The sequence below is a fragment of the Achromobacter semiaridum genome, assembly GCF_053543755.1.
Map to the genome: position 1 here is coordinate 140,653 of NZ_JBLVOL010000031.1, position 18,170 is coordinate 158,822.

The following is an 18,170-nucleotide window of genomic DNA, read 5'->3' on the forward strand; positions in this document are numbered from 1 at the left end:
CTCGTGCTGTGTGCTTGTGCCAATGCGGTGTTTATCTTTTTACAGTGAGGACTTATGCGACAACAAACTCTGATTTCTTGCGGCTTGCGCGTCGGCCTGTTCAGCGGCGCCCTGTTGCTGGCGGCGCCTGCCCTGGCGGCCGATCCGTCGCTGGACAGCGCGGTGACGGCGGCCCGGCAATGGGCGTCGATGTCGGATAGCGGCGCCACGGACAAGATGTGGAGCGCCAGCAGCGACATCATGAAAAAGCAAGTGGACAAGCAGGGTTGGTCCGAATACCTGAGCCAGCTGCGCAACGAGGTGGGCCGCCACACGAAGCGCGAATGGCTACAGGTGGTGCGGGTGTCCGACCCGGCCGACCTGCCGCAAGGGCAATACGTGAACGTCATCTTTGAAACCAAGTTCCTTAACATGCCCGCCACCGAAACCGTATCGATGGTGGCAAGCAAGAACCGCTGGGTGCCGATGGGATATGTGGTGCGCAAGATTGCACCGGACGGGCAGACTCCCATGTAAGCCGGCCGCCGCGCCCGTGGCCCGTCCAGCCGGGCCATGTTTTGATTTGCGACAAGGCCCGCGTGTGCGCCGGACTCTAGACTGCCGGGCATGGATACGACTTCCCATCCCCTGGAATTGGTGGCGCCCGCCGGTAGCCTGGCGGCGCTGACCGCCGCATTGGATGCCGGCGCCGATACCGTCTATCTCGGCCTGCGCAACGCCACCAACGCCCGCAATTTCGCCGGGCTGAACTTTTCTGAAAACGACATACGCCAGGGCGTCGAGCTTGCGCATCGGCGCGGACGACAGGTGCTGTTCGCCATCAACACCTTTGTGCAGCCGGGCATGGCAGGCGAATGGCACGCGGCGGTGGACGCGGCGCACGCCTTGGGCGCCGACGCGGTCATCATGGCCGACCCCGGCCTACTGGCCTACGCCAGCGACCGCTATCCCGACCTGCGCCTGCACTTGTCGGTGCAGGGGTCGGCCACGCACGCCGACGCCATCGAACTGATGAAGGAACAATTCGGCATCCGCCGCGTGGTGTTGCCGCGCGTGCTGACCCTGGCCGAAGTGGCGCGCATCTGCGCCAACGTCAGTGTTGAAGTCGAAGTGTTCGGCTTCGGCAGCCTGTGCGTGATGGCAGAGGGCCGTTGCCTGCTGTCGTCCTACGCCACGGGCGATTCGCCCAACAACAAGGGCGTGTGCTCGCCCGCCCACGCGGTGCGCTGGGTGGAAGAGAACGGCCGCATGGACGCACGCCTGTCGGGCATTTTGATCGACCGCTACGAACCCGGCGAACCAGCCGCGTACCCCACGCTGTGCAAGGGCCGTTTCGAGGTGGACGGCCGCGCCGATCACGCCTTGGAAGAACCCACCAGCCTGAATGCCATCGGCCTGTTGCCACGGTTGGCGCAGATGGGCGTGCGCGCCATCAAGATCGAAGGCCGCCAGCGCAGCCCGGCCTACGTGGCGCAGGTGGTCGCCACGCTGCGCGCCGCGCTGGACAGCGCGCAGGCCGACCCCGCGCGCTATGCCCCGCTGCCCAAGTGGAACGCCTTGCTGGCGCGACACGCGGAAGGATCCCAAGTCACTCAAGGCGCATTTGAACGGCCATGGAAATGAACGCAAAACAATTTCAGATTTCTGTCGGGCCGCTGCTGTACTACTGGCCCCGGCGCGACACGCTGGACTTCTACGCCGCGCTGGCCGACGGGCCGGCCGACATCCTTTATGTTGGCGAAACGGTCTGTAGCCGCCGCCATGAACTGCGCGCGGACGACTGGCGCGACCTGGCCCACGATCTGCGCGCGGCGGGCAAGACGGTGGTGTTGTCGGGTCGCACCCTGATCGAGACCAGCGCCGAAGCCGGCGCGTTGAAGAAGCTGTGCGTCCAGGACGACTTCATGATTGAAGCGGGCGAGCTGGGCGCGGTCCGGCATTTGGCCGGGCGGCCTTTTGTGGCGGGGCCGCACGTCAACGCGTATCACGGCGGCACGCTGCAATGGCTGGCGCAGCAAGGCGCCATCCGCTTCGTGGCGCCGCTGGAGATGGATGGCGAAACGCTGGCCAGGCTGCTGCAAGAGCGGCCCGTGGGGCTGGGCGCGGAAACGCTGGTGTGGGGGCGCATGGCGCTGGCATTTTCGGCACGCTGTTTTACCGCGCGGCACTTTCGCCTGAAGAAAGACGAGTGCGGATTCCGCTGCATTGAACATCCGGACGGTCTGGACATGCGCACCCGGGAATCGCGCGAATTTCTCGGCATCAACGGCATCCAGGTGCAGTCCGCCGCGTGCCTGGATCTACTGGCGCAGGCAGGCGAACTGGCGCGAATGGGGGTGGACGTCTTGCGCGTCAACCCGCAGTCGGCGGGTACGCACGAAGCCATTGCCGCGCTGGATGCCATACGCCATGGCCGCATTGCGCAGAACGTACAGCCGCCCGCCGGTATCGGACGATGCAATGGCTATTACCACGGCCGCTCGGGCATCGAACTGCTGGAGGCAGCGGCATGACGGTGTCGATGCGCATTCCCGCCATGTTCAGCGCGTTGGGCCGCCGCGTGCCGCCACCGCTGGCGTCGCTGCACATGGTGGCGGGGCTGGAATTGGCGCGCCGCTTCAAGTGGCTGGCGCCGCCCGCCGAGCTGGACGGCCGCACGTTTGCGATCACCATCGAGGACCTGGGCGTGCGTGCCGGCTTCTGGGTACAAGGCGGCGCCTTCCGTCCAACATGGCGGCGCGCGCCAGCCGATCTTGAACTGGGCGCGGCGCTGGCGGACTTCATCAGCATGGCGCGCGGCGACACCGACGCCGATACCTTGTTCTTTCAACGGCGCCTGCGGATATCCGGCGACACCGAACTGGGCCTGATCGTGAAGAACTGGCTGGACGCCGCGCCGCGCCCGGCGTGGATGCGCGCGGCGGTATAAGGCCTTGGGCAGGCTCGTAGACCTGCGAAAACTAAGGGTTTCCACTCATTAGGCAGACTAATTCAGAGGATAAAAAATAAGAATTTTTCTTATGGCGGGGCCGGGGCTATAACGATTGGCTGATAGACCTCAACCTACGTAAGAGAGATAAACCATGAGGGGAAATTCCGTGACGGGCCACCAGCCGGTGCGCGCGTCGACCGCCGCTTTTGTCGGCACCATGATCGAGTGGTACGACTTCTACATCTACGCCACCGCCGCCGCGCTGGTGTTCGGCAAGTTGTTCTTCCCATCGGCCTCGGGCTTTTACGGCACCTTGGCCGCGTTCGGCACGTTTGCCGTGGGCTTTTTTGCGCGGCCGCTGGGCGGCGCCATCTTTGGTCACATCGGCGACAAGATCGGCCGCAAGAAATCCCTGGTGATCACCTTGGTGATGATGGGCTCGGTCACGGTGCTGATCGGCCTGTTGCCCACTCACGCGTCCATCGGCGTCTGGGCGCCCGTGCTTTTGATCCTGCTGCGCATCGTGCAGGGCATTGCCGTGGGCGGTGAATGGGGCGGGGCGGTGCTGATGGCGGGCGAGCATTCGCCCGACAAAAGCAAGCGCACGTTCTTTGCATCGTTTGCCCAACTGGGTAGCCCCGCCGGCCTGATTTTGTCGATGCTGATGTTCAAGCTGGTCACCGGGCTGGATGACGAGGCGTTCCTCAGCTGGGGCTGGCGCGTGCCGTTCCTGTTCTCGGCCGTGTTGCTGGTGGTGGGATTCGTGATTCGGCTTAGCGTGAACGAATCGCCCGACTTCGTGGCCGAACAGGCCGCGCAGGCCACGCGCGCCAAGTCCGCCGCGCTTGCAGGCGCCCAGCCCGCGCAGGCGCCGCTGACGCAAGTGCTGCGCGGCGCGCCGGGCTTGCTGGCGCTGGCCGTGGGCGCCAATGTGCTGGGCATTGCCGGCTTCTATTTCACCAACACGTTCATGATTGCCTACACCACGCAGTACGTGGGCCTGAACCGCGCGGGGATCCTGGACTGCCTGCTGGTGGTGTCGATCATGCAGTTCTTCATCACGCCGCTGTCGGCGTACATCGCCAGCCGCGTGGGCAACCTGCGCTTTCTGGGCGCCATGGCGTTTGCGTCGATCTTCACGCCCTATGCGATGTTCAACCTGGTCGACCAGGGCTCGCTTACCAGTATTACGCTGGGGGTTGGCGTGGCGGTACTCTTCATGGGCGCCTATTACGCCGTGATCGCCGGCTACGTCAGCGACAGCTTTCCCACCCGCATCCGCTACACCGGCATTTCGATGGCGTATCAGTTGTCGGGCGCCATCTTCGGCGGTTTGACGCCGTTGCTGGGCACGGTGCTGGCCGAGAATTTCAAGGGCCAGTGGTGGCCGCTGGCGATGCTGTTTTCGGCGATCTCGTTGCTTTCCCTGGTTTCCGTTTTGCTGCTGGGCACTGTCGGCCAGCGCACCCAGAATTTTCAACTGAAGGATCAGCAAGCATGAAGGCATTTTTTCACGACGACCAGAAGCTGCATCATCCCCAGACCTATTTCTCACGCGGCAAGATGCGCACGCCGCAAGAAGTGCCCGCCCGTCTGGACGGCCTGGTGCAGGCGGCGCAAAAGCTGGGCTTTGACGTGCAGGCGCCGGCCGACCATGGCGCGGGCGCCTTGGCGGCGGTGCATTCGCTGGACTACCTGCGCTTTTTGCAAGACGCGCATGCCGACTGGATGAAGCTGCCGGGCGACTGGGGCGGCGAAGTGGTGTCGAACGTGTTCGTGCGCGAACCCAACGCCTTGCGCGGCGTGCTGGCCAAGGCCGGGCGTTACCTGGCGGACGGCAGTTGCCCCGTGGGGCCGCACACCTGGCAGTCGGCCTATTGGGCGGCGCAGTGCGCGGTGGCGGGTGCCGAAGCCTTGCTGGCCGGTGACCAGCATGCTTATGCCATCTGCCGCCCGCCTGGCCACCATGCGCGGCGCGATGCGGCCGGCGGCTTTTGCTATCTGAACAACGCGGCCATCGCGGCGCAGCGGCTGACGTCGAAGTTTCCCCGCGTGGCCATCCTGGACACCGACATGCACCACGGCCAGGGCATTCAGGAAATCTTCTACGAACGCAGCGACGTGTTGTACGTGTCGATCCACGGCGACCCTGAAAACTTCTACCCGGTGGTCGCCGGCTTTGAAGACGAGCGCGGCGCGGGCGAAGGCTACGGCTACAACATCAATCTGCCCATGCCGCACGGTTCCAGCGAATCGGTGTTCTTTGACCGGCTGGCGCAGGCGCGCCGCGCCATCGAACTGTTCCAGCCGGACGCGCTGGTGCTGTCGCTGGGTTTCGACATTTTCGAGAAAGACCCGCAGGCTATGGTCAGCGTTACGGAAGACGGTTTCGAGCGGCTGGGCGGTGAGGTCGGGGCGCTGCGCCTGCCCACGCTGATCGTGCAGGAAGGCGGCTACTATATCGACGGATTGGAATCCAACGCGTCGCGCTTCTTCGCGGGGCTGACCGGCGTCTGAAACACGGGGCATCGGCGGGGCCGGCGTGGATTCCACCCGGCCTTTTTTTGATCTTGCCCCTACGCCATGCCCCAGCCGCCCGCCCGCACTGTCCCGTCACAACCGCTTGCCCCTGAACGCATGGACTGGAACCTGCTGCGCACCTTCATGTTTGTCGTGCAAGAGCGGGGCGTGGGGCGCGCCGCGCAAGCGCTGCACCTGAGCCAACCGGCGGTCAGCCAGGCGCTGAAGCGGCTTGAAGAGGCGGTGGGCGGCTTGCTGCTGCACCGGCGCAATGGCGAATTCCGTCTGACCGGGCTGGGCGATGAAATCTACGCCATTGCCCGCGACATGTACGGCACGATGGCGCGCATTGAAAATGCCGCCACGCAAGACCGCGCGGAAATCGCCGGCACCTTGCGGCTGCTTGTCATGAGCAAAGTGCAAAGCCCCGCTTACGACGATTTTCTGGCGCAGTTTCATCGGCGCTATCCCAAGATTGAATTCCACGTGGACGTGCTGCCCAGCGCCGCCATCCTGGACGCCCTGGCCAAGCGCGTGCCCGCCCTGGGCATCTGCCTGTGCCGTAAGCCGGTTGACGCGCTGGAAAGCCGGTTGTTCCTGCGGCACCACTACGCGGTGGTTTGCGGCCGTCACCATCCGCTGTTTTCCAAGCCGCGCGTCAATCTTGAAGATCTGATGGATCAGAACTTCGTGTGCTTTGCCAGCGACCAGATCGGCGATACGCTATCGCCCTTGACGATCTTTCGCGATCAGCAGGGGTTTACCGGCCGCATCGTAGGCACGTCGCCCAATATCGAAGAGATACGCCGCATGGTGGTGGCGGGCATCGGCCTGAGCTTCCTGCCCGAACACCTGATCCGCCAGGACGTCATGAGCGGCGATCTGCGGCGGCTGCCGCCCGCCGAGTCGGTGGCCGAGATCGATGTGTTCCTGACGTGGCACAAGCAACGCAAGCTGAGCACGGTGGAAGTCGCGTACCTGAGCGCGTTCGACCGTTTCCTGAACCGCATTCCGCTGGATTCGCGCGCGGGGTGAACACGCCGGCAATAAGGAAAGCGCATGACCACGGCAACGTCCGGCCAAAGCGGCCAGGAACCCACCGCATCCGAAAAGATCGATGCGCAAGGCGACACCATCAGCGAGCCGGCATTCAAGGCGCTGATCCTGGCGGCGGCCCCGAAGAACGCGCGCTAGCCCGGGGCTGGCGGCTGCACTGATCCGGGCACCAAACTCGGTACTAAAGCCCGCGCCAAACCCACACCAAACCCGCACCAAACCCGCACCAAACCCGCACCGAACCCCGTCCTAACCCCCGCGCGTTTCCATGCGCCGCGCCACGCGTGACAGCGCCAGGCTGGCGCCGAAGTACCCCAGCGCCACCGCCAGGTAGACCTCGACGTGATAGGGCCGCCAGTCGGTGCCGGCGACCACCGCCTTGGCCGCGCCCAACACGTCGAAGACGCCGATGATACTGACCAGCGAGGTGTCTTTGACCGCGCCCACGAACACGCCCAGGGCCGCTGGCGCGGCGATGCGGCGAGCTTGCGGCCAGATCACCGTGGCATAGGCGGTGAAGGGCCGCATGCCCAGTGCGCGCGCCGCCATCATCTGGCCGGGTGGAATCGCCTGCAACGCGCCGCGCAGCACTTCGGCCAACAGGCACGCGGTGTGCAAGGTCAGCGCGGCCAGCGCCATGCTGAACTTGGACACGTGGCCGCCCAGCAGCATGGGCAACACGAACGAGGCAAACAACAGTTGCGTCACCAGCGGCACGCCGCGCACCGCTTCGATCAGCCCGGCGGCCGCCAGCGATCCGGCCCGGCTGCCGGACCGGCGCAGCAGGGCCAGGGCAAACGCCAGCGGCACGGCGGCGGCGAGCGCGGCAACGGCCAGTATCAGCGTGACCAGCAAGCCGCCCCACCGTTGCGGCCCGATAGGGTTGCCGCCCCAAGGCCAGCCGGACAAGGCGGAAACGGCGATGGCCAGCAACGTCAGAAGTAACCCCGGCAGCAACCCCGGCAGCAACTTCCCCACCAAGTCCGCCAGCCGCCGTGGCTGCGGCCCCCGCAGCAACCTCGGCAGCAAGCCCCGCAGCCACCCGGCCCGAAGGCGCGCGGCCAAGCCCTGTGCGCCCAGCGTCAACGCGATGCCTGCCACCAGTGCCGCGCACGCCACCAGCGCGGCGCCCCGGTCGCCCGGAGCCATCGTTCCGAAGACCAGCAACGGCAGGTTTTCGCGCACGGCTGCCCAGCATGCGCCGGCGGCGCGGGCGCAGGCGGCGGGCTCGCCCTGCCAGGCCGCGCCCAGCACGGCCCAGTCCAGCAATGCCCACACCGCCATCGCAAGCGCCAGGGTGCTTGCCACCGTCATGGAAAGCCGGAATCCGAAGATCAATGCCGCCTGGATTGCCGAGGCGTACGTTGCCCTTGTCGCCAAGTTCAATGGCGCCGTGATTGCCGATGCAGAAGCCTGTGCTGTTGCCCACGCCGCCAGCCCTTTCAGCGTGGCAGCCCCCCGCCTGCCGCGCCGGCGTCGGCCGTCATTGCTGGCGTTCCAACGGGGGCGATCACCCAGCCGCGGCCCGTGTGTGTCGCCCGGCCCATGCCGTGCGTGGCGCGCGTTCCAGGCCGACAGGCCGCCGCCTACCAGCAGCGCCAGGCCCAGGTAAAGGGCCAGCGCCAGCGTAATGCCCTCCAGCGCAAGCCCCGTCTGCGTGATGGCCGTGTTGATGACGGCCATCAATTCCTGGTAGCCGATGGCGATGGCCAGGGTGCTGTTCTTGATCAGCGCCAGGCACTGGTTGGCGTAGGGCGGCAGCGCCACGCGCACGGCATACGGCGCGATCACGCGCTGCATCACGGCGCGCGGCGTCAAGCCCATGGCCTGGCCGGCTTCGACCAGCCCCAGCGGCACCGCGCGCACGGCGGCACGCACGATGTCGGCGATGTAGGCGGCGTGAAAGACCACCAGCCCGATCAGCAGCGCCACGAATTCGATGCTGGGCTGCCAGCCCCCATGCAGCCCCAAGCCGCGCCTGACCGGCAGGTCAATCTGCACGGCGGGCAGCAGCGCCCACGCAAAGAACGCGGCAACCGCTGGCGCCGCATACACCGCGCGCGGGCAGGCGCGGCGTCGCGCCCAGGCGGTCAGCGCCAACGCGGCCAGCCCCACGGCAGCATAGGGCAGCCAGCCGTGCAAGGCAGGCAAGGCCAAGCCGCGATTGGACAGCAGCACGGACGGCAACGGCGCCCAGGCTTGCCTTGCATCCGGCAGCCGCAACAGCAGCCCATACCAGACGAACAATTGCAGCAACACCGGCGTGTTGCGCAGCGGGGCGATGATGGCCGCCGCAGCGCGCGCCGCCCACGGCTTGGCGGATAAGCGCATCAGTCCCAGCACGATGCCCAGCAACGTCGCCAGCGCAATTGCCAGCACTGCCACGGTCAGCGTGTTGCCCAGGCCCGCCGCGATCGACATCCAGTAAGGATCGTCGGGCGTGACGCTCAACAGGCTTTCCGAAATGCGAAAGCCCGACGGCTGAAGCAGGAAGCCGAACCCGCCTTGCACCCCGCGCGCGGCCTGCACGCCTTCGATGTGCGCAAGCAGCACGGCGGCCATGCCGCCCAGCACCAGCGTCCATGCCAGCGTGGGCAGCCAGCGGCGCAGGAAGCCGGGCGGCGGATAGGGAAGTGTGGTTGCAGTCATTGAAGTCTTGCCCATGCAAAAGGCGGGCCCATGGCCCGCCCGCCGCGTTCAGTGGTTAGCGCTTTACTGGAATGGCGGCGAATACAGCAGCCCGCCCTGGTTCCATTGGGCATTCAGGCCACGTTCCAGTTTCAGCGGGGTGGCGGCGCCCAGGTTGCGGTCCCACACTTCGCCGTAGTTGCCCACGGCCTTGATGGCGTTTCGGGCCCAGCCTTCGTCCAGGCCGAAGCTCTTGCCGATGCCCGGGTCCACGCCTAGCAGGCGGCGCACCTGCGCGTCGCTGCTTTGCGATTGGGCGTCGGCATTGGTCGACGTCACGCCCAGTTCTTCGGCGGCCACCAGCGCGTTCACCGTCCACCGCACAATGGCGGCCCAGTTGGGATCGTCCTGCCGCACGAAGGGGCCCAGCGGCGACTTGTTGATGCGTTCGGGCAGGATGACGAAGTCGTCCGGCTTGGCGGCGCGCGCGGCGCGGCTGGCGGCCAGCGTGGACGCGTCCGACAGGTACACGTCGCAGCGCCCGGCGTAGAACGCCTGTTCCAGCTCGACCAGGTTTTCAATCACCACGGGCCGATACGTCAGCTTGTTCTTCTTGAAGTAATCGACCAGGTTCTGTTCATTGACGGTGCCCGGCTGCACGCAGACCTGCGCGCCTTCAAGCTCGGTGGCGCTTTTGACGCCCAGCTTGCGCGGCACCAAAAAGCCCTGGCCGTCGTAGAACACGATGCCGGCCGACGCAATGCCCAGGCCCGCATCGCGGCTGGACGTGATGGTGGTGTTGCGGTTCAGCACGTCGATTTCGCCTGACTGTAGCGCGGGAAAGCGTTGCTGCGAACTCAACGGCACGAAGCGGGTTTTGTTCGCATCGCCCAGCACGGCGGCGGCCAGTGCGCGGCAAAGGTCGGCGTCCAGGCCGGTCCAGCGGCCGTCCTTGTTCGCGATGGACAAGCCGGCCGACCCTTGGCTGACGCCGCATACCAGTTCGCCGCGCTTCTTGATGGTATCGACGGTGCCTGCCTGCGCCACGCCCGCCGCCGCCGCCACCGCCACCGCCACGCCCGCCGTCTTCCAGAGTTGAATCAATCGCATGCCGTTCCCGTATCGTATGTATGCAAGAAAGGCATGAATTCTAGGGGTGCGCCCGCGATATCCGAGCGACTGTATCGTCATATCAATATAAGAACTAAGCCTTATCCAGATGCGCATCGGGTCCCTAGAATTCGGCGACACCACGTTGCAATCCACAGGAAGGCCGCGCATGAGCTGGCAGGACGAATTCAGACAGTTATTTCCCATCACGCGCGACAAGGCCTACGCCAACATCGCCTACACCAGCCCGCTGTCGCCCAAGGTGGCCGCTGCGGTGGCACAGTTCTTTGAGGGCATCACACACGCCCGCAGCGACAAGCCGCAATGGCTGCGCGATGCCGACGCGTTGCGCGTGCGCCTGGCACGGCTGATCGGCGGCGACGCCCGGCGGCTGGCATTCACCAAGAACACCACCGAAGGTTTGAACACCGTGGCGCAGGGCCTGGCGTGGCAGCCCGGCGACAACTTGATCGTGGATGATCAGGAACACCCCACCAATGCCTTGCCGTGGTTGAACCTGCGCCGTCACGGCGTGCAGGTGCGCGTGGCGGCGGCGTCGTCGCATCGCTATACGGTGGACGATTTATGGCAGCACGTGGATGCGCGTACCCGCCTGATCGCGGTGTCATGGGTGCAGTACGGCACCGGCCTGCGTACCGACATTGCCGAGCTGGGCCGGCGCTGCGCACAGCGCGGCATCTGGCTGGTGGTTGATGGCATCCAGGGGGCGGGGCTGCTGCGCGCGCGCGTCGATGAATGGCAGGTGGACGCCTTTGCCTGCGGTGCGCATAAAGGCATGCTGGGGCCGCTGGGCGTGGGCCTCTTGCATGTGTCGGAAAAATTATTGAACGCGCTGGACCCGCTTTACGTGGGGCCATCCGGCGTCACCACCCTGGATAAGTCCGGCCTGCAATGGCAGGTGGGCGTGGCGGATGCGGGCGATGCGCGGCGCCTGGAAACGGGCAACCTCAACTATCCCGGCATCGCGGGTTGGGCGGGTGCGCTGGACCTGATTGAAGGCGCCGGCCCGGACCGCATCGAACCCTGGGTGCTGGAACTGTCGCACGCGCTGCAAGACGGACTGCGGGCGCAGGGCGTGGCGGTGGTATCGCCGTCCGACCCCGAATTGCGCAGCACCACCACGGCCCTGCGCGTGGCGGACCCCGCCGCGGCGCTGGCGCATTTGGCGCGCGCCGGTGTGGTGGCCAGCGTGGTGGAGTATGGTTACGTGCGCTTGTCTGTCGGCGCCTATAACAATCACGCGGACATCGACCGTATCCTGAGCGCCACGCGCGCCCTGGCGGCCTGATCCGCAACATCGAATCAACGACATCCCTGGAGAGACACATGACTGACCCGAAGAAGCCCAACTGGCGCCTGGAAACCGTGGCCGTGCATGGCGGCTACCGCCCTGATCCGACCACGCGCGCCGTCGCCGTGCCGATCTATCAAACGGTTGCCTACGCGTTCGACGACACGCAGCATGGCGCCGACCTGTTCGACCTGAAGGTGCCGGGCAACATCTATACCCGCATCATGAACCCCACGACCGACGTGCTGGAGCAGCGCGTGGCGGCCCTGGAAGGCGGCATCGCCGCGCTGGCGCTGGCCTCGGGCCAGTCGGCCGTAACCTACGCCATCCTGACCATCGCGGAAGCGGGCGACAACATCATTTCGTCCAGCACGCTGTATGGCGGCACCTACAACCTGTTCGCGCACACGCTGCCGCAATACGGCATCACCACGCGCTTTGCCAGCCCCGGCGACCTGGCCGCCTTCGAAGCGCAGATCGACGACCGCACCAAGGCCATCTTCGCGGAATCGGTCGGCAACCCGCTGGGCAACATCACCGACATCGCCGCGCTGGCCGACGTCGCGCACCGCCATGGCCTGCCGCTGATCGTGGACAACACCGTGCCGTCGCCATACCTGCTGCGCCCCATCGAACACGGCGCCGACATCGTGGTGCAATCGCTGACCAAGTACCTGGGCGGCCACGGCACCAGCCTGGGCGGCGCCATCATCGACTCGGGCAAATTCCCGTGGGCCGAGCACAAGGCCCGCTTCAAGCGGTTGAACGAGCCGGACGTGAGCTACCACGGCGTGGTCTACACCGAGGCGTTCGGCCCGGCTGCCTACATCGGCCGCGCGCGCGTCGTGCCGCTGCGCAACACGGGCGCGGCGATCTCGCCGTTCAACTCGTTCCAGATTCTGCAAGGCATCGAAACGCTGGCGTTGCGCGTGGATCGCATTGTTGAAAACGCGGTCAAGGTCGCCAACTTCCTGCGTGAGCATCCGAAGGTGGAATGGGTGAACTACGCGGGCCTGCCCGACCACCCCGACCACGCGCTGGCGCAGAAGTACCTGGGCGGCAAGGTGCCGGGCCTGTTCACGTTCGGCGTGAAGGGCGGCCGCGACGCCGGTGCGCGCTTCCAGGATGCGCTGCAACTGTTCACGCGGCTGGTCAATATCGGTGATTCCAAGTCGCTGGCGACGCACCCGGCATCCACCACGCACCGCCAGCTGAATCCCGAAGAGCTGCAAAAGGCGGGCGTGCGCGAAGAAACGGTGCGGTTGTCGATCGGCATCGAACACATCGACGACCTGATCGCCGACCTGGAACAAGCGTTGGCGCAGGTCTAAGCGCCGCCCGGCGGGCGCTTGCGCAGGGCCGAGGGCGCAATGCCCTCGGTGCGCTGAAACACCCGGCTGAACGCGGCCTGCGATTGGTACCCCACACGCTCCGCCGCATCCTGTATGCCCATCCCCTGGCTCAGATAGCGACGCGCCACGCGCATGCGCAGCAATTGCAGCAGTTGCGCGGGCGTGGTGCCGCTTTGCAGCGTGAAGCGCCGGTGGAACGTGGCCTTGGACATATGCAGACGGTCGGCCATGTCCTGCATGCTCCAGGGCGCGGCCGGTTGCGCCAGAATGGCTTGCAGCAGGCTGGCCATGGCAGGGTCGCGCGCCAGCACGAACAGCCCGTAGGCTTGGCGGTCGTGCAAGGCCAGATGGCGCAGCATGAAGAAGATCAGCAGATCGGTCAGGCGTTCAAGCACCACGGGCGAGCCGCCGGGCGTGGGTGCGCTGGCGGCGGTTTCGGCCAGGATCAGGTCGAACACGCCGCGCGCGGTGCGAAAGCGCTCGTCTTGGGCACGCAGCACCAGGTAATCGGGCAGCGTGTCGGCCAACAAGTCGGCCAGCCCGGGCCGGAATTGGAAGAAGCCGCAAGCAAGACCCGTGCCGTCGGCCTGCCGGGGCAGCAGCGGTTCCATGGCGCGGCACAGCGCCGCGCCGGGCCCGGGCGCGTCAAGCGGCGTCAGTGCATGCGGAATATCCCGCAGGAAAAATATGCCGTCGCCGGCGGCAAGCGTCAGCGTGTCCAGCTCGGCGCCTTGGCCGTCATGCACGGCAACCCGGCAGCGGCCATGCAAAATCAAATGAAAGCTGGCGCGGGCGCGGCCGCTGGTGCTGGCCGACCAATTGCCGCAATACTGGCCCAGGTGATACAAGCTGGATTGCACTTCCAGGCTGGACAGAAGCAGCGCGTCGACAGCGGCTTGATCGGTGGGGGAGGCGTCGTTGGGCAAGGTGGGCAGGCGTGGCGGTGGGGGGGTGACTATGGCGGTGCCTGTGGTGGCAAGCGGGATCTGATCCGGTTCGGTGACCGTCGCAGTTTCGGCGGATGATGTCGGCTTGGAATCGACACGGTAACCGGACTGCAAGCGGGAGCCGCGTCGGACGCGAACCCGCGTGGGGGTTTGGTTATAAGCGCATAGCTGAAAGTCGATAAGATCTAGCATCAAGTTGCGATCTTCGCGCATTGTCGCTTGTGGCCGGGCGCCCGCACAATATTGTTTTCAACGTTGTCTTGAACGACACCCAGGAGATCTACATGGCCCGTTTGCCCGTCCATACCGCGCAAAGCGCTCCCGAACCCACGCGCGCCGCGCTGGCCGCCGCGGAGCAGGGCGCGGGATACCTGTCCAATCTGCTGGGCGTGCTGGCCAATGCGCCGGTGGCGCTGGAAGCCTATCAAACCCTGTCGCAACTGAACGCGCGCGCCGGCCTTACCTTGCAGGAACGCGAAGTGGTGCAACTGGTGGCGGGCACGCGTCACGGCTGCACGTTTTGCGTGGCGGGCCACACCGCCATCGCCCGCAACAAGGCGCGCCTGTCGCCCGAAGTTGTCGATGCGCTGCGCGCGCAAGGCGTCCTGCCCGACGAACGCCTGCAAGCGCTGGCGGCGTTCACCGAAGCGGTGATCGAAACGCGTGGGCGTGTCAACGACGACGCACTACAAGCGCTGCGCGATGCCGGTTATACGGACGGCAACGCGCTGGAAGTCATTGTGGGCGTGGGGCTGGCCACCATCTGCAACTTTGGCAATAACCTGGCGCAGACCCCGCTGAACGAGCAGCTGCGCGACTACGCCTGGAGCGGCGCATGACGGCGGCGCAAGCCTTCAGCAACAACGCAGGCCAGCGCGTGCCGGACGATCTGGCCGCGTGGCTGGCCGAACATGCCGACGCCCTGGACGACGGCACCCAGGACGCCGCCAGTGTGTTGCCCAAGCTGGCGCAGGCCGGCATCTTTCGTATCGGCGTGCCGCAAGCGCGGGGCGGGCTGGCCGGCACGGACATCGGTGACGCCATCGAAGCCGTGTCGCAAGTGGCCGAATATTCGGTCGCCAGCGCCTTCGTGGCGTGGGGCCAGCGCGTCTTTATCGAATACCTGTTGCGCAGCCCGAACGAGGGGCTGGCGCAACGCTGGTTGCCCGCGCTGTTGTCGGGCGAACAAGCCGGCGCCACCGCGCTGTCGAACGCGATGAAGTTCTTGTCGGGCATTGAATCGCTGCAAATCAGCGCGCGCGAAGACGATGGCGCCTGGGTGCTGGATGGCCGCATGCCGTGGGTAACCAATCTGCGGCCCCAGGGCTTTCTGGTGGCGGCCGCCGTCAGCGCGCCCGACGGCACGCCGGCGGTGGTGGCGTTGCCGCACGATATCGCGGGGCTGGTGCGCAGCGCGGACCTTTCCCTGATGGCCTTGCAGTCCAGCAATACGGCGGCGCTGGAGGTGCAGGGCGTGCGTATCAAGCCGGAATGGCTGATCCACCCTGACGCGCGCCAATATCTGCCCGGCGCCCGGCCGGCCTTTGCGGGGCTGCAATGCGGCTTGTCTATCGGCCTGGCGCGGCGCGCCTTGCAGACGGCGGCGCAAAGCGGGCAGGGGCAGGCGTCGCGTGGCATCCTGGGCGAACCGCTGGCGGCGTTGGGCGCGCAGGTAAAAGCACTAAGCGCAAGCCTGATCGACGGGGTGCGCAGCGGGCGCTTCGTGACCGAGCCCTGGGCGTTGTTCGAAATCCGCATCGCACTGGCCGAGGCCGCGCAGCAGGCGGTGCAACTGGAACTGCAAGCCAGCGGCGGCGCGGCGTATCTGAAGCCGGCGGGCGCCGGCTTTGCGCGGCGCTGGCGCGAGGCGGCATTCCTGCCTATCGTCACGCCCAGCCTGGTGCAGTTGAACACCGAATTGGCCAAGCGCCGGGCCAAGCTGGCGGCCGAAGCGGCCGGGGTTACGGCATGACGGCGGGCGAGCCACGGGTGCACCTGACGGCGGACGCGCTGCCGACGCGCATGACGGCGGATGCGCCGCCGGTGTTGCAGGCGCGCGGCCTGGCCCTGCGTTATCCCGCCGCGCCGGCGGCGGTCTTTGAAGCGGTCGACCTGGACCTGGCGCGCGGCGAAGTGGTGGCGGTGCTGGGCGCCAGCGGCGCGGGCAAGTCCAGCCTGCTGCGCGTGCTGGCGGGCCTGCAAGCGGCCACGGCGGGATCGCTGCTGATGGAAGGCGCGCCGCTGACCGGCGTGCACCCGCGCGTGGCGGTGGCGTTTCAAGACCCCAGCCTGTTGCCGTGGCTGTCCCTGGAACGCAATGTGGCGTTCGGGTTGGACTTCAAGCATCAACCGGCGCTGACGGACGCGCAGCGCCGGGCGCGCGTGGATCAGGCCATCGACGAAGTCGGCCTGTCGCATGCGCGCCATCTGCGTCCCGCGCAGTTGTCCGGTGGCATGGCGCAGCGCACCGCCTTGGCGCGTTGCCTGGCGCGCCAGCCGTCGGTGCTGCTGCTGGACGAGCCGTTCGGGGCGCTTGATGAAGTCACGCGCGGCGACATGCAAGTGCTGCTGCGCAAGGTCGTCGCCGACTTCCAGACCGCCGCCGTCCTGATCACCCACGATATCGACGAAGCCCTGGTGTTGGCTGACCGCATCGTGCTGCTGGGCGGCGCGCCCGGCCGTATCCTGGGCACGTGGCAGGTTGACCTGCCACAGCCGCGCGCCGACCTGTTGCCTGAAATGGGCGCGCTGCGCCTTGAAATCCTGACCCGCTTGCGCAGTGCGCTGCGCGCGGGTCATGTTGCGTCTGTACCGGCCTGACCGGATTCCGATTCCCAAGCAAGGAGTGTTTGATGTGCCTGGAACACATGTCGCGTCGCGACTGGTTGAAACTCTCGGCCCTGCTGACGGCAGGTGGCGCAACGTCCTTGCTATCGGCCTTCAACGCCCGCGCGCAGACCGAGTCGGATGCGCCCGTGCGCATCGGCTACCTGCCCATTACCGACGCCGCGCCGCTGCTGGTGGCGCATAACAATGGCTTGTTCGACAAGGCCGGCGTCAAGGCCGAAAAGCCCACGTTGCTGCGCAGCTGGGCGCAAGTGATCGAAGCGTTTATTTCCGGGCAGGTCAACGTGGTGCATCTGCTGTCGCCGATGACCGTGTGGGCGCGCTTTGGCAGCCAGGTGCCGGCCAAGGTCGTGGCATGGAACCACGTGGGCGGGTCGGGCCTGACCGTGGCGCCCGCCGTCAATAGCGTCAAGGAACTGGGCGGCAAGACCGTCGCCATTCCGTTCTGGTATTCCATCCACAACGTCATGCTGCAATACCTGCTGCGCGAAAACGGCCTGACGCCGGTGGCGCGCAAGGACGGGTCGGTGGGCACCAATGAGGTCAACCTGGTCGTCATGGCGCCGGCCGACATGCCGCCCGCGCTGGCGCAGAACCGCATCGCCGGCTACATCGTGGCCGAGCCGTTCAATGCGCTGGCCGAAACGCTGGGCGTGGGCAAGGTATTGCGCTTTACCGGCGACGTCTGGCGCAACCACGCGTGCTGCGTGGTGTTCATGCACGAGCGCGACCTGGAACAGCGGCCGGCGTGGTCGCAGAAGGTGGTGGACGCCATCGTGCAGGCGCAGCTGTGGATTCGCGATCATCGCGCCGAAACCGCGCAACTGCTGTCCAAGGAAGGCATCAACCGCTACACGCCGCACGCCTTGCCAGCGCTGACGAAGGTGCTGGCGCCGCCCGCGTCCGACCGCGAGCAGTACCTGGCCAGCGGCGCTATCCGCCATGCCGATTGGGATGAGCGGCGCATCGACTTCCAGCCGTATCCGTTTCCCAGCTACACCGAAGAACTGGTGCGCCGCCTGCGCGACACGGTGATCGAGGCCGACCGGGGCTTTCTTGCCGACCTGGACCCGGCGCGCGCGGCGCGCGAGCTGGTGGACGACCGCTACGTCAAGCGCGCCATTGAATCCGTGGGCGGCCTGAGCCGCTTCGGCTTTCCCGACGCCTACAGCCGGACTGAAATGGTGCAGGCGTGACGGCACGGGAATCGCTTGCCGGCGGGGCGGTGGACGGTATGGCAAAAACGGCACAACCGGTACAACCGGCACAAGCGGTACAACCGGCACAAGCGGCACAAGCGGCTCAACCGGCACAAGCGGCTCAAGCGGCTCAAGCGGCACAAGCGGCACAAGCGGCTCAACCGGCACAAGCAGCACAAGCGGCACAAGCGGCACAAACCGGGCACACCGGGCACACCGGGCACACCGGGCAAGCGCCACAACCGCCGTCCGTGACGTCCACGACGC

General features: G+C 66.5%; 17 protein-coding genes. 14 read left to right on the forward strand and 3 right to left on the reverse strand.

The features are described from left to right. The first annotated feature begins 54 nt into the window (after positions 1-54). The 8 genes from ACNPP0_RS10225 (at position 55) to ACNPP0_RS10260 (ending at position 6,646) form a co-directional block, all read left to right on the forward strand. Positions 55-516: a DUF4019 domain-containing protein gene (locus tag ACNPP0_RS10225; protein WP_448705795.1), complete on the forward strand. Its 462-nt coding sequence runs from the start codon at positions 55-57 to the stop codon at positions 514-516. Positions 517-606: 90 nt separating this feature from the next. Continuing rightward, positions 607-1,623, forward strand: a complete 1,017-nt coding sequence (gene ubiU, locus ACNPP0_RS10230) for a ubiquinone anaerobic biosynthesis protein UbiU (RefSeq protein ID WP_448705796.1) — start codon at positions 607-609, stop codon at positions 1,621-1,623. Beyond that, a complete protein-coding gene (locus tag ACNPP0_RS10235) occupies positions 1,620-2,513 on the forward strand; it encodes a U32 family peptidase (protein ID WP_448705797.1) in 894 nt (297 codons plus the stop codon). Before ubiU ends, ACNPP0_RS10235 begins: the two co-directional genes overlap by 4 nt. Beyond that, a complete protein-coding gene (ubiT, locus tag ACNPP0_RS10240) occupies positions 2,510-2,929 on the forward strand; it encodes a ubiquinone anaerobic biosynthesis accessory factor UbiT (protein ID WP_332608365.1) in 420 nt (139 codons plus the stop codon). The genes ACNPP0_RS10235 and ubiT overlap by 4 nt, the downstream gene beginning before the upstream one ends. A 154-nt stretch (positions 2,930-3,083) precedes the next feature. Then, entirely contained in the window at positions 3,084-4,433 is a 1,350-nt protein-coding gene (locus ACNPP0_RS10245; protein ID WP_448705798.1) for an MFS transporter, read from the forward strand. Continuing rightward, the gene (locus tag ACNPP0_RS10250) at positions 4,430-5,449 is read left to right on the forward strand and encodes a histone deacetylase family protein (RefSeq protein ID WP_448705799.1); all 1,020 of its coding nucleotides are present in this window, start codon (positions 4,430-4,432) and stop codon (positions 5,447-5,449) included. Before ACNPP0_RS10245 ends, ACNPP0_RS10250 begins: the two co-directional genes overlap by 4 nt. 120 nt (positions 5,450-5,569) lie before the next feature. After that, positions 5,570-6,487 (forward strand): LysR family transcriptional regulator, encoded by a 918-nt coding sequence (locus tag ACNPP0_RS10255; RefSeq protein ID WP_332608362.1) that lies wholly within the window; start codon positions 5,570-5,572, stop codon positions 6,485-6,487. Between the two features lie 24 nt (positions 6,488-6,511). Continuing rightward, positions 6,512-6,646, forward strand: coding sequence for a hypothetical protein (locus ACNPP0_RS10260; RefSeq protein WP_332608361.1), 135 nt, complete (start codon positions 6,512-6,514; stop codon positions 6,644-6,646). Between the two features lie 111 nt (positions 6,647-6,757). On the opposite strand, the gene ACNPP0_RS10265 is transcribed toward ACNPP0_RS10260, so the two are convergent. Further along, positions 6,758-9,157, reverse strand: a complete 2,400-nt coding sequence (locus tag ACNPP0_RS10265; RefSeq protein ID WP_448705800.1) for an ABC transporter permease subunit — start codon at positions 9,155-9,157, stop codon at positions 6,758-6,760. Between the two features lie 63 nt (positions 9,158-9,220). After that, positions 9,221-10,246: an amino acid ABC transporter substrate-binding protein gene (locus tag ACNPP0_RS10270; RefSeq protein WP_448705801.1), complete on the reverse strand. Its 1,026-nt coding sequence runs from the start codon at positions 10,244-10,246 to the stop codon at positions 9,221-9,223. Between the two features lie 169 nt (positions 10,247-10,415). Between ACNPP0_RS10270 and ACNPP0_RS10275 the strand changes: the two genes are divergently transcribed. Next, positions 10,416-11,555, forward strand: coding sequence for an aminotransferase class V-fold PLP-dependent enzyme (locus ACNPP0_RS10275; protein ID WP_448705802.1), 1,140 nt, complete (start codon positions 10,416-10,418; stop codon positions 11,553-11,555). 38 nt (positions 11,556-11,593) lie between these two features. Continuing rightward, the gene (locus tag ACNPP0_RS10280; RefSeq protein ID WP_332608357.1) at positions 11,594-12,889 is read left to right on the forward strand and encodes an O-acetylhomoserine aminocarboxypropyltransferase/cysteine synthase family protein; all 1,296 of its coding nucleotides are present in this window, start codon (positions 11,594-11,596) and stop codon (positions 12,887-12,889) included. Here ACNPP0_RS10280 and ACNPP0_RS10285 read toward each other — a convergent pair. Further along, on the reverse strand, positions 12,886-14,049 hold the full coding sequence (locus ACNPP0_RS10285; RefSeq protein WP_448705803.1) for an AraC family transcriptional regulator: 1,164 nt from the start codon (positions 14,047-14,049) through the stop codon (positions 12,886-12,888). The two genes, ACNPP0_RS10280 and ACNPP0_RS10285, sit on opposite strands and share 4 nt — an antisense overlap. A 92-nt stretch (positions 14,050-14,141) precedes the next feature. Between ACNPP0_RS10285 and ACNPP0_RS10290 the strand changes: the two genes are divergently transcribed. The 4 genes from ACNPP0_RS10290 to ACNPP0_RS10305 are packed head-to-tail and all read left to right on the forward strand — an operon-like array spanning position 14,142 to position 17,900. Next, entirely contained in the window at positions 14,142-14,696 is a 555-nt protein-coding gene (locus ACNPP0_RS10290) for a carboxymuconolactone decarboxylase family protein (protein ID WP_448705804.1), read from the forward strand. Then, complete coding sequence (locus tag ACNPP0_RS10295; protein WP_448705805.1) at positions 14,693-15,829, forward strand: acyl-CoA dehydrogenase family protein; 1,137 nt, start codon at positions 14,693-14,695, stop codon at positions 15,827-15,829. The genes ACNPP0_RS10290 and ACNPP0_RS10295 overlap by 4 nt, the downstream gene beginning before the upstream one ends. Positions 15,830-15,879: 50 nt before the next feature. Continuing rightward, the gene (locus tag ACNPP0_RS10300; protein ID WP_448705814.1) at positions 15,880-16,677 is read left to right on the forward strand and encodes an ABC transporter ATP-binding protein; all 798 of its coding nucleotides are present in this window, start codon (positions 15,880-15,882) and stop codon (positions 16,675-16,677) included. A 32-nt stretch (positions 16,678-16,709) separates the two neighbouring features. Further along, on the forward strand, positions 16,710-17,900 hold the full coding sequence (locus ACNPP0_RS10305; protein WP_448705806.1) for an ABC transporter substrate-binding protein: 1,191 nt from the start codon (positions 16,710-16,712) through the stop codon (positions 17,898-17,900). Positions 17,901-18,170: the final 270 nt, after the last annotated feature.

Excerpts from the sequence above, each read along its gene's own strand:
- ACNPP0_RS10225 (WP_448705795.1), top strand. The coding sequence starts at position 55 with ATGCGACAACAAACTCTGATTTCTTGCGGCTTGCGCGTCGGCCTGTTC.
- ubiU (WP_448705796.1), top strand. The coding sequence starts at position 607 with ATGGATACGACTTCCCATCCCCTGGAATTGGTGGCGCCCGCCGGTAGC.
- ACNPP0_RS10235 (WP_448705797.1), top strand. The coding sequence starts at position 1,620 with ATGAACGCAAAACAATTTCAGATTTCTGTCGGGCCGCTGCTGTACTAC.
- ubiT (WP_332608365.1), top strand. The coding sequence starts at position 2,510 with ATGACGGTGTCGATGCGCATTCCCGCCATGTTCAGCGCGTTGGGCCGC.
- ACNPP0_RS10245 (WP_448705798.1), top strand. The coding sequence starts at position 3,084 with ATGAGGGGAAATTCCGTGACGGGCCACCAGCCGGTGCGCGCGTCGACC.
- ACNPP0_RS10250 (WP_448705799.1), top strand. The coding sequence starts at position 4,430 with ATGAAGGCATTTTTTCACGACGACCAGAAGCTGCATCATCCCCAGACC.
- ACNPP0_RS10255 (WP_332608362.1), top strand. The coding sequence starts at position 5,570 with ATGGACTGGAACCTGCTGCGCACCTTCATGTTTGTCGTGCAAGAGCGG.
- ACNPP0_RS10260 (WP_332608361.1), top strand. The coding sequence starts at position 6,512 with ATGACCACGGCAACGTCCGGCCAAAGCGGCCAGGAACCCACCGCATCC.
- ACNPP0_RS10265 (WP_448705800.1), bottom strand. The coding sequence starts at position 9,157 with ATGACTGCAACCACACTTCCCTATCCGCCGCCCGGCTTCCTGCGCCGC.
- ACNPP0_RS10270 (WP_448705801.1), bottom strand. The coding sequence starts at position 10,246 with ATGCGATTGATTCAACTCTGGAAGACGGCGGGCGTGGCGGTGGCGGTG.
- ACNPP0_RS10275 (WP_448705802.1), top strand. The coding sequence starts at position 10,416 with ATGAGCTGGCAGGACGAATTCAGACAGTTATTTCCCATCACGCGCGAC.
- ACNPP0_RS10280 (WP_332608357.1), top strand. The coding sequence starts at position 11,594 with ATGACTGACCCGAAGAAGCCCAACTGGCGCCTGGAAACCGTGGCCGTG.
- ACNPP0_RS10285 (WP_448705803.1), bottom strand. The coding sequence starts at position 14,049 with ATGCTAGATCTTATCGACTTTCAGCTATGCGCTTATAACCAAACCCCC.
- ACNPP0_RS10290 (WP_448705804.1), top strand. The coding sequence starts at position 14,142 with ATGGCCCGTTTGCCCGTCCATACCGCGCAAAGCGCTCCCGAACCCACG.
- ACNPP0_RS10295 (WP_448705805.1), top strand. The coding sequence starts at position 14,693 with ATGACGGCGGCGCAAGCCTTCAGCAACAACGCAGGCCAGCGCGTGCCG.
- ACNPP0_RS10300 (WP_448705814.1), top strand. The coding sequence starts at position 15,880 with ATGACGGCGGATGCGCCGCCGGTGTTGCAGGCGCGCGGCCTGGCCCTG.
- ACNPP0_RS10305 (WP_448705806.1), top strand. The coding sequence starts at position 16,710 with ATGTGCCTGGAACACATGTCGCGTCGCGACTGGTTGAAACTCTCGGCC.